27 protein-coding genes are annotated in these 12,464 nt (G+C 54.7%); all 27 read left to right on the forward strand.

Features of this window, described 5'->3' with window-relative positions; translation table 11 throughout:
* Positions 1 to 122, forward strand: a 122-nt coding sequence (locus tag MDHKLMBL_RS17170) for an EF-Tu C-terminal domain-related protein (RefSeq protein ID WP_458367906.1), incomplete at its 5' end; no start/stop codon positions are given.
* 186 nt (positions 123 to 308) lie between these two features.
* Positions 309 to 620, forward strand: a complete 312-nt coding sequence (gene rpsJ, locus MDHKLMBL_RS17175; protein WP_004580743.1) for a 30S ribosomal protein S10 — start codon at positions 309 to 311, stop codon at positions 618 to 620.
* 76 nt (positions 621 to 696) lie between these two features.
* On the forward strand, positions 697 to 1,335 hold the full coding sequence (gene rplC / locus MDHKLMBL_RS17180; RefSeq protein ID WP_008174858.1) for a 50S ribosomal protein L3: 639 nt from the start codon (positions 697 to 699) through the stop codon (positions 1,333 to 1,335).
* 11 nt (positions 1,336 to 1,346) lie between these two features.
* A complete protein-coding gene (gene rplD / locus MDHKLMBL_RS17185) occupies positions 1,347 to 1,952 on the forward strand; it encodes a 50S ribosomal protein L4 (protein WP_008174860.1) in 606 nt (201 codons plus the stop codon).
* A complete protein-coding gene (rplW, locus tag MDHKLMBL_RS17190; RefSeq protein ID WP_008174862.1) occupies positions 1,949 to 2,242 on the forward strand; it encodes a 50S ribosomal protein L23 in 294 nt (97 codons plus the stop codon). The genes rplD and rplW overlap by 4 nt, the downstream gene beginning before the upstream one ends.
* A gap of 17 nt (positions 2,243 to 2,259) precedes the next feature.
* Positions 2,260 to 3,087, forward strand: coding sequence for a 50S ribosomal protein L2 (rplB, locus tag MDHKLMBL_RS17195; RefSeq protein ID WP_008174864.1), 828 nt, complete (start codon positions 2,260 to 2,262; stop codon positions 3,085 to 3,087).
* A 23-nt stretch (positions 3,088 to 3,110) separates the two neighbouring features.
* Positions 3,111 to 3,386, forward strand: coding sequence for a 30S ribosomal protein S19 (rpsS, locus tag MDHKLMBL_RS17200; RefSeq protein ID WP_007154011.1), 276 nt, complete (start codon positions 3,111 to 3,113; stop codon positions 3,384 to 3,386).
* A 16-nt stretch (positions 3,387 to 3,402) separates the two neighbouring features.
* Complete coding sequence (rplV, locus tag MDHKLMBL_RS17205; RefSeq protein ID WP_008174870.1) at positions 3,403 to 3,735, forward strand: 50S ribosomal protein L22; 333 nt, start codon at positions 3,403 to 3,405, stop codon at positions 3,733 to 3,735.
* An 11-nt stretch (positions 3,736 to 3,746) separates the two neighbouring features.
* Positions 3,747 to 4,430 (forward strand): 30S ribosomal protein S3, encoded by a 684-nt coding sequence (rpsC, locus tag MDHKLMBL_RS17210; protein WP_008174872.1) that lies wholly within the window; start codon positions 3,747 to 3,749, stop codon positions 4,428 to 4,430.
* A gap of 12 nt (positions 4,431 to 4,442) precedes the next feature.
* Positions 4,443 to 4,856, forward strand: a complete 414-nt coding sequence (rplP, locus tag MDHKLMBL_RS17215; protein WP_008174875.1) for a 50S ribosomal protein L16 — start codon at positions 4,443 to 4,445, stop codon at positions 4,854 to 4,856.
* The gene (rpmC, locus tag MDHKLMBL_RS17220; protein ID WP_008174877.1) at positions 4,856 to 5,047 is read left to right on the forward strand and encodes a 50S ribosomal protein L29; all 192 of its coding nucleotides are present in this window, start codon (positions 4,856 to 4,858) and stop codon (positions 5,045 to 5,047) included. The genes rplP and rpmC overlap by 1 nt, the downstream gene beginning before the upstream one ends.
* A gap of 1 nt (position 5,048) precedes the next feature.
* Positions 5,049 to 5,315 carry a 30S ribosomal protein S17 gene (gene rpsQ / locus MDHKLMBL_RS17225; protein WP_008174879.1) on the forward strand — a complete coding sequence of 89 codons (267 nt, stop codon included), beginning with the start codon at positions 5,049 to 5,051 and terminating at the stop codon, positions 5,313 to 5,315.
* Between the two features lie 18 nt (positions 5,316 to 5,333).
* Entirely contained in the window at positions 5,334 to 5,702 is a 369-nt protein-coding gene (gene rplN, locus MDHKLMBL_RS17230; protein ID WP_007154005.1) for a 50S ribosomal protein L14, read from the forward strand.
* 17 nt (positions 5,703 to 5,719) lie between these two features.
* Positions 5,720 to 6,040 carry a 50S ribosomal protein L24 gene (gene rplX / locus MDHKLMBL_RS17235; RefSeq protein ID WP_008174881.1) on the forward strand — a complete coding sequence of 107 codons (321 nt, stop codon included), beginning with the start codon at positions 5,720 to 5,722 and terminating at the stop codon, positions 6,038 to 6,040.
* Positions 6,041 to 6,055: 15 nt separating this feature from the next.
* A complete protein-coding gene (rplE, locus tag MDHKLMBL_RS17240) occupies positions 6,056 to 6,595 on the forward strand; it encodes a 50S ribosomal protein L5 (protein ID WP_008174883.1) in 540 nt (179 codons plus the stop codon).
* Between the two features lie 12 nt (positions 6,596 to 6,607).
* Complete coding sequence (rpsN, locus tag MDHKLMBL_RS17245) at positions 6,608 to 6,913, forward strand: 30S ribosomal protein S14 (protein ID WP_008174884.1); 306 nt, start codon at positions 6,608 to 6,610, stop codon at positions 6,911 to 6,913.
* A gap of 88 nt (positions 6,914 to 7,001) precedes the next feature.
* Positions 7,002 to 7,394, forward strand: coding sequence for a 30S ribosomal protein S8 (rpsH, locus tag MDHKLMBL_RS17250; RefSeq protein ID WP_008174886.1), 393 nt, complete (start codon positions 7,002 to 7,004; stop codon positions 7,392 to 7,394).
* Positions 7,395 to 7,403: 9 nt separating this feature from the next.
* On the forward strand, positions 7,404 to 7,937 hold the full coding sequence (gene rplF, locus MDHKLMBL_RS17255; protein ID WP_008174888.1) for a 50S ribosomal protein L6: 534 nt from the start codon (positions 7,404 to 7,406) through the stop codon (positions 7,935 to 7,937).
* A gap of 9 nt (positions 7,938 to 7,946) precedes the next feature.
* A complete protein-coding gene (gene rplR / locus MDHKLMBL_RS17260) occupies positions 7,947 to 8,294 on the forward strand; it encodes a 50S ribosomal protein L18 (RefSeq protein WP_041644927.1) in 348 nt (115 codons plus the stop codon).
* A gap of 12 nt (positions 8,295 to 8,306) precedes the next feature.
* Entirely contained in the window at positions 8,307 to 8,807 is a 501-nt protein-coding gene (gene rpsE / locus MDHKLMBL_RS17265; protein ID WP_008174892.1) for a 30S ribosomal protein S5, read from the forward strand.
* Positions 8,808 to 8,811: 4 nt separating this feature from the next.
* A complete protein-coding gene (gene rpmD / locus MDHKLMBL_RS17270; RefSeq protein ID WP_012139786.1) occupies positions 8,812 to 9,000 on the forward strand; it encodes a 50S ribosomal protein L30 in 189 nt (62 codons plus the stop codon).
* Position 9,001: 1 nt separating this feature from the next.
* Complete coding sequence (gene rplO / locus MDHKLMBL_RS17275) at positions 9,002 to 9,436, forward strand: 50S ribosomal protein L15 (protein WP_014575962.1); 435 nt, start codon at positions 9,002 to 9,004, stop codon at positions 9,434 to 9,436.
* 17 nt (positions 9,437 to 9,453) lie between these two features.
* Complete coding sequence (secY, locus tag MDHKLMBL_RS17280) at positions 9,454 to 10,776, forward strand: preprotein translocase subunit SecY (protein WP_008174899.1); 1,323 nt, start codon at positions 9,454 to 9,456, stop codon at positions 10,774 to 10,776.
* Positions 10,777 to 10,806: 30 nt separating this feature from the next.
* Positions 10,807 to 10,920: a 50S ribosomal protein L36 gene (gene rpmJ, locus MDHKLMBL_RS17285; protein ID WP_008174902.1), complete on the forward strand. Its 114-nt coding sequence runs from the start codon at positions 10,807 to 10,809 to the stop codon at positions 10,918 to 10,920.
* Positions 10,921 to 11,060: 140 nt separating this feature from the next.
* Positions 11,061 to 11,417, forward strand: coding sequence for a 30S ribosomal protein S13 (gene rpsM, locus MDHKLMBL_RS17290; RefSeq protein ID WP_014575963.1), 357 nt, complete (start codon positions 11,061 to 11,063; stop codon positions 11,415 to 11,417).
* Between the two features lie 13 nt (positions 11,418 to 11,430).
* Positions 11,431 to 11,820: a 30S ribosomal protein S11 gene (gene rpsK, locus MDHKLMBL_RS17295; protein WP_007153992.1), complete on the forward strand. Its 390-nt coding sequence runs from the start codon at positions 11,431 to 11,433 to the stop codon at positions 11,818 to 11,820.
* Positions 11,821 to 11,838: 18 nt separating this feature from the next.
* Complete coding sequence (gene rpsD, locus MDHKLMBL_RS17300) at positions 11,839 to 12,459, forward strand: 30S ribosomal protein S4 (RefSeq protein ID WP_053114301.1); 621 nt, start codon at positions 11,839 to 11,841, stop codon at positions 12,457 to 12,459.
* Positions 12,460 to 12,464: the final 5 nt, after the last annotated feature.

The following is a 12,464-nucleotide window of genomic DNA, read 5'->3' on the forward strand; positions in this document are numbered from 1 at the left end:
ACAACGTCAAGATGAGTGTTACCCTGATTGCTCCGATCGCCATGGAAGATGGCCTGCGCTTCGCGATTCGTGAAGGCGGCCGTACCGTTGGTGCCGGCGTAGTCTCCAAGATCATCGAGTAATCTGCTCGTTTGATCAGGAAAAAAGGGGCTGATTCTTCAGCCCCTTTTTCTGTTTCAGCCGCAAAGCCAGCCTGACCCGGTCAACCAGTATTGCTGTTGACAGGGTTGGGTATTATGCATACAATGCGGCTCCTTTTTTTGAAGGTCGGCTAACTAGTAGCTGCTACGAGTGGAGTTTGGTGCATCATGCAAAGCCAAAAAATTCGAATCCGGTTGAAGGCGTTTGATTATCGCCTGATCGACCAGTCCACGCAGGAGATCGTCGATACCGCCAAGCGGACCGGCGCTCAGGTGCGTGGCCCTATCCCTCTGCCGACGCGGAAGGAAAAGTACACCGTATTGATCTCTCCGCACGTCAACAAGGACGCGCGCGATCAGTATGAAATTCGTACGCATAAGCGTTTGCTCGACATCGTTGAGCCGACGGAAAAGACAGTAGATGCTCTGATGAAACTGGACCTGGCAGCAGGTGTAGACGTTCAGATCAGCCTCGGCTAATACCGCCCGGTATTAGTCTGTGTAACTGTCATAAGGCCATAGAGGGTGAGAGCCCCGTACACTTAAGAGGTGAAACATGGCAATTGGTGTTGTCGGTCGTAAGGCCGGTATGACCCGTATTTTTACGGAAGATGGGCAGGCGCTGCCCGTAACGGTAATTGAGGTTGAGCCCAACCGCATTACCCAACTGAAAACTCTTGAAAGCGATGGCTACCGCGCCGTTCAGGTGACTGTCGGTACTCGTCGTTCCTCTCGTGTTACCAAGAGCGAAGCGGGCCACTTTGCCAAGGCGGGTGTTGAAGCCGGTCGTGGTATGTGGGAATTCCGTCTTGCCGATGGCGAAGGTGAGGATCTGGCCGCCGGTGGCGAGATTACGGCTTCTGTATTCGAAGACGGTCAGGTGGTAGATGCCATCGGCCAGTCCAAGGGTAAGGGCTTCCAGGGCGGTGTTAAGCGCTGGAACTTCTCCATGCAGGATGCCACTCACGGTAACTCTCTGTCTCACCGTGCTCCGGGTTCCATTGGTCAGAACCAGACTCCGGGCAAGGTATTCAAGGGCAAAAAGATGGCGGGCCAGATGGGTAATGCTCAGGTAACTGTGCAGAACCTGAAAATTGTCCGTGTCGACGCCGAGCGCAACCTGCTGCTGGTAAGTGGTGCCGTTCCCGGCGCAACTGGCGGCGATGTTGTCATCAAGCCTGCAGTTAAAGCCTGAGGAGCGGTGCGATGGAATTGACTATTACAGGTAGCGGCAAGGGAATTTCTGTTTCCGACGCTGCATTCGCCAAAGATTTTAACGAGTCGCTGGTTCACCAGGTAGTGACTGCCTACATGGCAGGCGCCCGCCAGGGTACCAAGGCTCAGAAAACGCGTTCCGAAGTAAGCGGTGGCGGTAAGAAGCCATGGCGCCAGAAGGGCACCGGTCGTGCCCGTGCCGGTACTATCCGTAGTCCGATCTGGCGCTCCGGTGGCGTTACCTTTGCAGCCAAGCCTCGCGGCTTTGAGCAGAAGGTAAACCGCAAAATGTACCGCGCAGCGATGCGCTCCATTTTTTCCGAGCTGGTTCGCCAAGAGCGTCTGGTTGTTGTTGACGACATGAACGTTGACAGCCCGAAGACCAAGGCATTCAACGCCAAGCTGAAGGATATCGGTGTGACCAATGCGCTGATTCTGTCCGACAACGTCGAACAGAACCTGCATCTGGCCTCACGCAACATTCCGCACGTTGACGTGCGTGATATTGCCGGTCTGGATCCGGTTAGCCTGGTTGCCTTCGAGAAGGTCGTTGTGACCGTTCCCGCTCTGAAGAAGATCGAGGAGATGCTGGGATGAATCAGGAACGTATTTACAAGGTCCTGCTTGGGCCGCACGTATCGGAAAAAGCGTCTCTGGCAGCAGAGCGTGGTCAGGTAGTGTTTCGTGTAGCACCTGATGCCACCAAGCCCGAGATCAAAAAAGCCGTTGAGCAGCTGTTCAACGTCACCGTAGAAGGTGTTCAGGTTCTGAACCGTAAGGGTAAGCTCAAGCGCACTATCCGCGGGTTCGGCAAGCGTAATGACATTCGTAAGGCTTACGTAAAGCTGGCAGAAGGTCAGGACATCGATTTTCTGGATGTGGAATAAGGTAAAGGGGTCGTAATATGCCGATCGTCAAAACCAAACCAACATCTGCCGGACGCCGTCACGTTGTAAAGCTTTACAACCCGGATCTGCACACTGGGCGCCCCTACGAGCCGTTGGTAGAAAGAAAGAACAAGACGGGTGGTCGTAACAATGTAGGCCGCATCACAACCCGTCACACGGGTGGTGGCCACAAGAAGCACTACCGTGTCATCGATTTCAAGCGGACCAAAGATGGTATCCCGGCGACTATTGAGCGCCTGGAATATGATCCGAACCGCTCTGCGCACATTGCACTGTTGAAGTATGCCGATGGCGAGCGTCGTTACATCATCGCTCCCAAGGGTATGCAGATCGGTGATCCTGTGCGCTCCGGTATCGACGCGCCAATCAAGGTGGGTAGCACGCTGCCGCTCCGGAATATTCCGGTCGGTTCTGTGATCCACTGCGTCGAACTCAAGCCTGGCAAAGGTGCACAGCTGGCTCGCTCTGCGGGCGCATCCGTACAGCTGGTTGCCCGGGAAGGTGCTTATGCCACCATCCGCCTGCGCTCAGGTGAAATGCGTAAGGTGCTTGTTGACTGTCGCGCAACGTTGGGTGAAGTGTCCAACAGCGAACACAGCCTCAAGCAGCTTGGTAAAGCGGGTGCATCACGTTGGCGCGGCAAACGGCCAACAGTACGTGGTGTTGCTATGAACCCAGTTGACCACCCACATGGTGGTGGTGAAGGGCGTACCTCTGGCGGGCGTCACCCGGTTACTCCGTGGGGTGTTCCGACCAAAGGGCATAAGACTCGTAAGAACAAGCGTACTGACAAAATGATAGTACGTCGTCGTTCGGCCAAGTAAACGACTACATAGAGGTAATTGCTGTGCCACGTTCTTTGAAGAAAGGTCCTTTTATAGACCTGCATCTGTTGAAGAAGGTCGAGGCAGCTCTGGAAGCTAACGACAAGCGGCCGATCAAAACCTGGTCCCGCCGGTCGACAGTCTTTCCGGAGATGGTAGGCCTGACCATTGCAGTCCACAACGGCAAGCAGCACGTGCCGGTTTATGTCACCGAAGATATGGTTGGACATAAGCTGGGTGAGTTCGCGGCAACGCGTACTTATCGTGGTCATGCGGCCGACAAGAAAGCTAAACGCTGATTCTGAGGTAATCAAAATGGAAGTAGCAGCCAAGTATAAGGGCGCTAACCTCTCAGCTCAGAAAGCACGTCTTGTCGCTGACCAAGTACGTGGCAAGGCTGTTGAGGATGCCCTGAACATTCTGACTTTCAGCCCGAAGAAGGCGGCGGTCGTGATCAAGAAAGCTCTTGAGTCCGCCATCGCCAACGCTGAGCATAACGAAGGTCTGGACGTTGACGAACTGCGGGTTTCCACCGTGATGGTGGATGAGGGTCCGACGCTCAAGCGAATCAAAGCTCGAGCCAAGGGGCGCGCTGACCGTATTTTCAAGCGCACCTGCCATATCACCGTCAAGGTCGCCGACAAGTAGGAGATGCTCAGATGGGTCATAAAGTAAATCCAACCGGCATTCGCCTGGGTGTGATCAAAGAGCACAACTCAGTCTGGTATGCCGACAAAAAGGAATACTCCAAGAACCTGCTGAATGATATTCAGGTTCGCGAGTTCCTCGACAAGCGTCTGGTTAAGGCGTCTGTCAGCAAGATTGTGATCGAGCGCCCTGCTCAGAACGCCCGTATCACGATCCATACTGCCCGTCCCGGTATTGTTATCGGTAAGAAGGGTGAAGATGTTGATCGTCTGCGTCGCGAAGTCAGCGACATGATGGGTGTGCCTGTGCACATCAACATCGAAGAAGTCCGCAAGCCGGACCTCGATGCCCGCCTGGTAGCGCAAAACGTTGCCGGCCAGCTGGAGCGTCGTGTGATGTTCCGTCGCGCTATGAAGCGTGCGGTCCAGAACGCCATGCGCCAGGGTGCCAAGGGTATCAAGATCCAGGTTGGCGGTCGTCTCGGGGGTGCTGAAATCGCGCGTTCCGAGTGGTATCGCGAAGGTCGTGTTCCGCTGCACACACTGCGTGCAGATATTGATTACGCAACCTACGAAGCGCATACCACTTACGGCGTAATCGGCGTCAAGGTATGGATCTTCAAAGGTGAGATTCTTGGTGGTATGGAGCAGGTCCGTGCTGACAAGAAAGCCTCTGGGAAGAAAGGTTCTAAGTAAAGGGGCACTCTTATGCTGCAACCAAAACGCACCAAATTCCGCAAGGTAATGAAAGGCCGTAACACCGGTCTTGCTCACCGCGCCAACAAGGTGAGCTTCGGTGAATACGGATTGAAGGCTACGAGCCGTGGGCGTATAACTGCGCGCCAGATTGAGGCAGCGCGTCGTACCATGACTCGTCGCATCAAGCGGGGCGGTAAGATCTGGATTCGGGTATTCCCGGACAAGCCGATCACCGGTAAGCCGCTTGAAGTTCGAATGGGTAAAGGTAAGGGTTCTGTCGAGTATTGGGTGGCTGAAATCCAGCCTGGCCGTATGCTCTACGAGATGGAAGGTGTTTCCGAGGAAATCGCTCGTGACGCATTCACTCTTGCGGCGGCCAAACTGCCGGTACAGACCACCTTTGTAACGAGGACGGTGATGTGATGAAAGCAACAGAGCTGCGTGAAAAGTCAGTCGAGGAGCTGAACAAAGAGCTGATCGACCTCCTGAAGGAGCAGTTCAACCTGCGCATGCGTAAGGCGACAGGTCAGCTGAATCAGTCTCACCTTCTCGGCAAGGTGAAGCGCGACATCGCTCGCGTGAAAACAGTATTGAACGAAAAGGCAGGACAGTGACATGACCGAAGCTACCCAAACTGCCAGAACTCTGAGCGGCAAGGTCGTGAGCAACAAGATGGAGAAGTCCATCGTGGTGCTGGTCGAGCGTCAGGTGAAACACCCGCTGTACGGTAAGTACATGAAGCGTTCAACCAAGATCCACGCTCACGATGAGAGCAATCAGTGCAACATCGGTGACACTGTGACCATTCAGGAAACCCGTCCGGTCTCCAAGACCAAGAGCTGGGCCCTGGTGGAAGTCACTGAACGTGCATCCAAGGTGTAATTCGCCCGGAGAACAACCATGATTCAGACTCAAACAATGCTTGAAGTCGCGGATAACAGCGGTGCGCGTCAGGTGATGTGCATCAAGGTCCTGGGCGGTTCACATCGGCGTTATGCCAGCGTAGGGGATATCATCAAGGTGACCGTCAAGGAAGCCATCCCCCGCGGTAAAGTGAAGAAAGGCCAGGTCCTGAAAGCTGTCGTGGTACGCACCCGCAAGGGTGTTCGCCGTCCCGACGGTTCGCTGATCCGTTTCGACGGAAACGCGGCGGTACTTCTGAACAATCAGGACGCACCGATTGGTACCCGTATCTTCGGACCGGTTACCCGTGAACTGCGTAATGAAAAGTTCATGAAGATTATCTCACTGGCACCCGAAGTACTTTAAAGGACCAGAGGCCGGTTATGAAAAAGATCAAACGAGATGACGAAGTAATCGTCACCACGGGGAAAGATAAAGGCAAACGTGGTAAAGTCCTGAAGGTTCAGGACGATGGCCGCATGGTGGTTTCTGGGATCAATATGATCAAGAAGCACACCAAGCCGAACCCGATGCTGGGCTCCCCAGGTGGCATCGTCGAAAAAGAAGCACCTATCCAGGCTTCCAACGTGGCTATTTTTAATCCGCAGACCGGCAAAGCCGATCGTGTAGGCTTCCAGATCAAGGAAGACGGCGCGAAAGTGCGGATCTTCAAGTCCACGAATGAAGCTGTCGATAACCAGTAAGCGGTGGTGGTTACGATGCTTAACATGAAAGAGCAGTACAGTAAGGAAGTGGTACCCGCCCTGCAGAAAGAGTTCAGCTACAAGAACATCATGCAGGTGCCGCGTATCGAAAAGATCACCCTTAACATGGGTGTCGGCGAAGCGGTTGGTGACAAGAAGCTGATTGAGAATGCTGTGGCGGATCTCGAGCGCCTGGCAGGTCAGAAAGCGGTTGTTACCAAGGCTCGTAAATCCGTCGCGGGTTTCAAAATCCGTGAAGGTTGGCCTATCGGTTGTAAAGTTACCCTGCGCGGCGAGCGTATGTGGGACTTCTTTGATCGTCTGGTTCACATTGCGGTTCCCCGCATTCGTGACTTCCGCGGTCTGAATCCCAAATCGTTCGACGGTCGCGGTAACTACAGCATGGGTGTGCGTGAGCAGATCATTTTCCCCGAGATCGAGTACGACAAAGTCGACAAGATCCGTGGTCTGGATATCACCATTACCACCACTGCCGGTACCGACGATGAAGGTCGCGAACTGTTGAAAGCCTTTGGCTTTCCGTTCAAGAAATAAGGAACGAGTGTAATGGCTAAGGTTTCCATGAAAAACCGTGAGCTCAAGCGCGAAAAGACCGTTGCGAAGTTTGCAGCGAAGCGTGCCGAGCTCAAGGCGATTATCAAGAACCCGAATACCAGCGATGATGACCGTTGGGACGCACAGATGAAGCTTCAGCAGCTTCCTCGCGATGCTTCTCCTTCGCGTCTTCGTAATCGTTGCCAGGTGACTGGTCGTCCCCACGGCGTTCTGCGCAAGTTTGAGCTGTCACGGATCAAACTCCGTGAATACGGCATGCGCGGTGACGTTCCGGGCCTGACCAAGGCAAGCTGGTAAGATAGGCACCCTGACCTCGGTCGGGTGCCTGTTGGTAAGCGGTGCGGCAAGCCGCTGCACAACTAAAAAGATCAGGAGCCTCATACCAATGAGTATGCAAGACACGCTTGCGGATATGTTTACCCGTATCCGTAATGCACAGATGGCATCGAAAGCAGACGTTACGATGCCGTCTTCAAAAATGAAGATCTCCGTAGCCCAAGTCCTCAAGGACGAAGGTTACGTCGACGATTTCTCCGTTTCAGCCGACGCGAAGCCCGAGCTGACGATTACTCTGAAATACTTCGGTGGCAAGCCGGTTATTGAAGAGATCAAGCGGGTCAGCCGTCCGAGTCTGCGCCAGTACAACGGCGCTGGGGAACTGCCGAAAGTATCCGGTGGTCTGGGAGTCGCGATTGTCTCAACGTCCAAGGGCGTTATGACAGACCGCGCCGCACGAGCTGCTGGCGTGGGTGGCGAAGTCATCTGCACCGTATTCTAGGAGATACACATGTCCAGGGTTGCCAATAATCCTGTCGTGCTGCCTTCCGGTGTTGAGGTTAAGCTGAACGGACAGGAAATTAGTGTGAAGGGCTCCAAGGGAGCGCTTCAAATCACCATTCACCAGGCGGTTGAAGTAAAGCAGGAAGAAAATGTTCTGCGCTTTGCGGCCCGCGATGGTGCTACCAAGTCCCGCGCTCTTGCTGGTACTACTCGTGCACTGGTCAACAACATGGTGACCGGTGTTTCCACAGGCTGGGAACGTAAACTCCAGCTGACGGGCGTAGGTTACCGTGCCCAGGCGCAAGGTAAGAAGCTCAATCTGACACTGGGTTTTTCACACCCGGTTGAATATGAGCTGCCCGAGGGGATTACCGCAGAAACTCCGTCCAATACGGAAGTTGTAATTCGCGGTATCGACAAGCAACAGGTTGGCCAGGTCGCTGCGGAAGTCCGCGCGTTCCGTCCGCCCGAGCCTTATAAGGGCAAGGGTGTTCGTTATGCGGATGAGCAGGTCAGACGCAAAGAAGCCAAGAAGAAATAAGGCGGGACTATGAGCGCGAATACTGAAAGATTGCGTCGCGCACGCAAAGTGCGCATGAAGATCCGTGAACTGGGTACCAATCGTCTGTGCGTTCACCGCACACCGCGTCACATGTACGCCCAGGTCACAACTGCAGACGGCAGCAAGGTGCTGGCTTCTGCCTCCACGTTGGATAAGGAACTGCGCCAGGGTGCAACCGGTAACGTGGACGCTGCCAAAAAGGTCGGTCAGCTGATCGCTGAGCGTGCCAAGGCAGCAGGTGTAGAGCAGGTTGCTTTTGACCGCTCCGGTTACCGTTATCACGGCCGTATTCAGGCTCTGGCCGACGCAGCCCGTGAAGCTGGCTTGCAATTCTAAGAGGTGGAGAAGATGAGCGTTAACGAACAGAAGGCGCCTGAGCTCCAGGAAAAGCTGGTTCAGGTCAATCGTGTCGCCAAGGTTGTTAAAGGTGGCCGTATTTTCGCCTTCACCGCACTGACTGTAGTGGGTGATGGTAAAGGTCGCGTTGGTTTCGGTCGTGGCAAGGCGCGTGAAGTGCCGGTTGCCATCCAGAAGGCCATGGAAGCTGCACGCAAGAACATGGTAGAAGTTCCGCTTGACGGTACTACCCTGCAATACCCGGTCAAGGCTCAGCATGGCGGCTCCAAGGTCTACATGCAGCCTGCGTCCGAAGGTACTGGTATCATCGCCGGCGGTGCGATGCGCGCAGTACTGGAAGTGGCGGGTGTTCAGAACGTACTGTCCAAGTGTTACGGGTCTACCAACCCGGTGAACGTGGTACGTTCCACCATCAAGGGTCTCCAGGCAACTCAAGCGCCTGAAGATATTGCAGCCAAGCGCGGTAAGACCGTGGAAGAGATTCTGGGTTGAAGTCATGGCGAACGCAAAAACGATCAAAGTAACTCTGACCCGCAGCCCCATCGGCTGCCAGCCCAAGCACAAGTTGTGTGTGAAGGGCCTGGGTCTTCGTAAAATCGGTCACACCGTGGAAGTGGAAGATACCCCTTCCATCCGCGGCATGATCAACCGGGTTGATTACCTGGTTCGGGTTGAGGAGAACTAAGATGCGTCTGAACGAACTTAGTCCGGAACCCGGTTCACGCCAGGCCCCCAAGCGGGTCGGTCGTGGTATCGGTAGCGGTCTCGGTAAAACCGGCGGTCGTGGTCACAAGGGTCTGAAAGCCCGCTCCGGCGGCAGTGTAGCGCCCGGTTTCGAGGGTGGTCAGCAGCCGTTGGCCCGTCGTCTGCCGAAGTTTGGCTTCACCTCCCGTCAGCAGCGCTACGTTGCTGAAATTCGCCTGAACGAGTTGGCGAAGGTTGAAGGCGATGTGGTGGATCTGGAAGCCCTGAAAAAGGCAGACATTATTCGCGGAGAGATTCGCGAAGCCAAGGTTATCATGTCCGGCGAACTGAGCCGCGCGGTAACTGTGAAGGGACTTCGGGTAACCAAAGGCGCGCGCGAGGCAATTTCTGCCGCGGGTGGTAAAGTCGAAGACTAAGGCGAGTCGAGGACTAAATGGCCAAGAACGCATCATTGCCTGCGGGCGCGGGTAAAGGACTGGCAGAGCTGCGATCGCGGCTCTGGTTTGTCTTCCTGGCATTGCTGGTGTACCGGATTGGTGCCCACATTCCGGTGCCGGGTATCAACCCCGACCGTCTGGCGGCACTGTTTGAACAGAACCAGGGCACAATCCTGAGCATGTTCAACATGTTTTCCGGTGGTGCGCTTGAGCGCATGAGTATCTTCGCTCTCGGTATCATGCCGTACATTTCGGCCTCTATCATCATGCAGCTCATGACTGCGGTTAGTCCGCAGCTTGAGCAGCTGAAGAAAGAAGGTGAGGCTGGCCGTCGAAAGATCAGCCAGTACACACGGTATGGTACGGTTATCCTGGCCCTGGTTCAGGGTTTCGGTATTTCTGTCGGTCTGGCATCTCAGGGTGTCACTTTCAATGACAGCTTCAGCTTCCACTTTGTGGCGGTTGTGTCATTCGTGAGTGGTGCCGTGTTCATGATGTGGCTTGGCGAGCAGATCACCGAGCGGGGTGTTGGTAACGGCATCTCCCTGCTGATCTTCGCCGGTATCGTCGCCGGGCTTCCCGGTGCGATCGGTCAGACGCTCGAGCAGGCCCGAAATGGTGAGATGAGCCTGCTTGTCGTACTCGGTATTGGTGTTCTTGCGGTTGCTGTTATCGGCTTCGTGGTCTTCATGGAGCGCGGGCAGCGCAGGCTGACAATCAATTACGCCAAGCGGCAACAGGGTCGCCGGGTGTTCGCCCAGCAGTCCAGTCACCTTCCCCTGAAGGTAAATATGGCCGGTGTTATTCCGCCCATCTTTGCGTCTTCCATTCTGCTCTTCCCGGCTTCGCTGGGGCAGTGGTTTGGTCAGGGTGAGGGTATGGAATGGCTGAGCGATGTATCCCAGGCCCTGGCGCCGAGCCAGCCGTTGTACATTATCCTGTTTGCAGCAGCAGTGGTTTTCTTCTGCTTCTTCTATACAGCCCTGATGTACAACCCGAAGGAAGTTGCGGATAACCTCAAGCGCTCTGGAGCGTTTATTCCGGGCATTCGTCCTGGTGATCAGACTGCCAAGTATATCGATGGTGTTCTGACCCGTCTGACGCTGTTCGGTGCAATGTACATTGCAGCAGTTTCCCTGTTCCCTCAGTTCCTGATGGTGGCCGGGAATGTACCGTTCTATCTGGGTGGTACCTCTCTGCTGATTGTTGTAGTCGTGGTGATGGATTTCATGGCGCAGGTTCAGTCGCACCTGATGTCCCATCAGTATGAATCACTGATGAAGAAGTCCAATCTCAAGGGCTATGGTCGGAACGGTTAATCCCGTTCCCCTTGAAAACTGGAGTCGACAATGAAAGTACGCGCTTCGGTAAAGAAAATTTGCCGTAACTGCAAAGTAATTCGTCGCAATGGCTCGGTACGAGTCATTTGCTCGGAGCCTCGTCACAAGCAACGCCAGGGTTGATTCCGAGAGGAATCGTTCCTGACATTGTAGGGTTTCGGAATGATGGCGCTTGACTCCATGCGGGGTCAGGCGCTATTATTTCGCGCCCTTTTTGTGGCGGAAAATTCACACAGCAAAGCTTTGAACGCGGAGTAATTTGGATGGCACGTATAGCCGGTGTCAATATACCCGATCACAAACATGCTGTTGTCTCGCTGACCTACATCTTTGGTGTTGGCAAGACCACAGCCCAGAAGCTTTGCGATGCAACCGGCGTCAAGCCGGACGTCAAGGTCAAAGACCTTAGCGACGAGCAGCTTGAAGCACTTCGTACTGAAGTGGGCAAGGTGTCTGTCGAAGGCGATCTGCGTCGTGAAGTACAGATGAACATCAAGCGTTTGAAGGATCTCGGATGCCACCGTGGTCTGCGTCATCGTCATGGCCTTCCGGTCCGTGGCCAGCGCACCAAGACCAACGCACGCACCCGTAAAGGTCCACGCAAACCTATTCGTAAGTAACAGGTAGGCAAACATGGCAAAGCCAGGTACACGTACCCGTAAAAAGGTGAAAAAGACGGTTGTTGATGGCGTCGCGCACATTCACGCGTCCTTCAACAACACTATCGTGACCATTTCTGACCGGCAGGGCAACGTCCTGTCCTGGGCCACTTCTGGTGGTTCCGGTTTCCGTGGGTCACGCAAGAGTACACCTTTTGCTGCGCAGGTAGCAGCTGAAAGAGCCGGTAATGCGGCTGCTGAATACGGCCTTAAAAACCTGGACGTAGAGGTTAAGGGTCCTGGGCCCGGACGTGAATCTGCAGTTCGCGCGCTGAATGCGTGTGGCTACAAGATCACCAACATCACAGATGTGACGCCGATTCCCCACAACGGCTGTCGTCCGCCCAAGAAGCGCCGCGTCTAACACAGGAGACAGTGAATTATGGCTCGTTATATAGGCCCGAAGTGCAAGCTGTCTCGTCGTGAAGGGACAGATCTTTTTCTGAAGAGCGGTGTTCGCGCGCTCGATTCCAAGTGCAACATCGAGACTCCGCCGGGTATGCACGGCGCGCGTCGCGGTCGTCTGTCCGAGTACGGCGTACAGCTTCGTGAGAAACAGAAAGTTCGTCGTATCTACGGCGTTCTCGAGAAGCAGTTCCGCAACTATTACAAAGAGGCCGCCCGAGGCAAAGGTGCAACTGGTGAAAACCTGCTGCAACTGCTGGAAGGTCGTCTCGATAACGTTGTATACCGCATGGGCTTTGGTTCTACCCGTGCAGAAGCCCGTCAGCTCGTCTCTCACAAGGCGATCCTGGTCAACGACAAGACGGTTAATATTCCGTCCTACCAGGTCCGGCCGGGTGATGTTGTGAGCGTGCGTGAAAAGGCGAAGAACCAGCTGCGTGTGAAAGGCGCACTGGATCTGTCTGCAAGCCGTGCACCGGTGAGCTGGGTAGAGGTCGACGCCAACAAGATGTCCGGCGTTTACAAGTCAGTACCCGAGCGTACTGAACTGCCGGCCGACATCAACGAGAACCTCATCGTCGAGCTTTACTCCAAGTAAAGCCC

Source organism: Marinobacter flavimaris (genome assembly GCF_002933295.1).
In the GTDB taxonomy this organism is placed as follows: Bacteria; Pseudomonadota; Gammaproteobacteria; order Pseudomonadales; family Oleiphilaceae; genus Marinobacter; species Marinobacter flavimaris.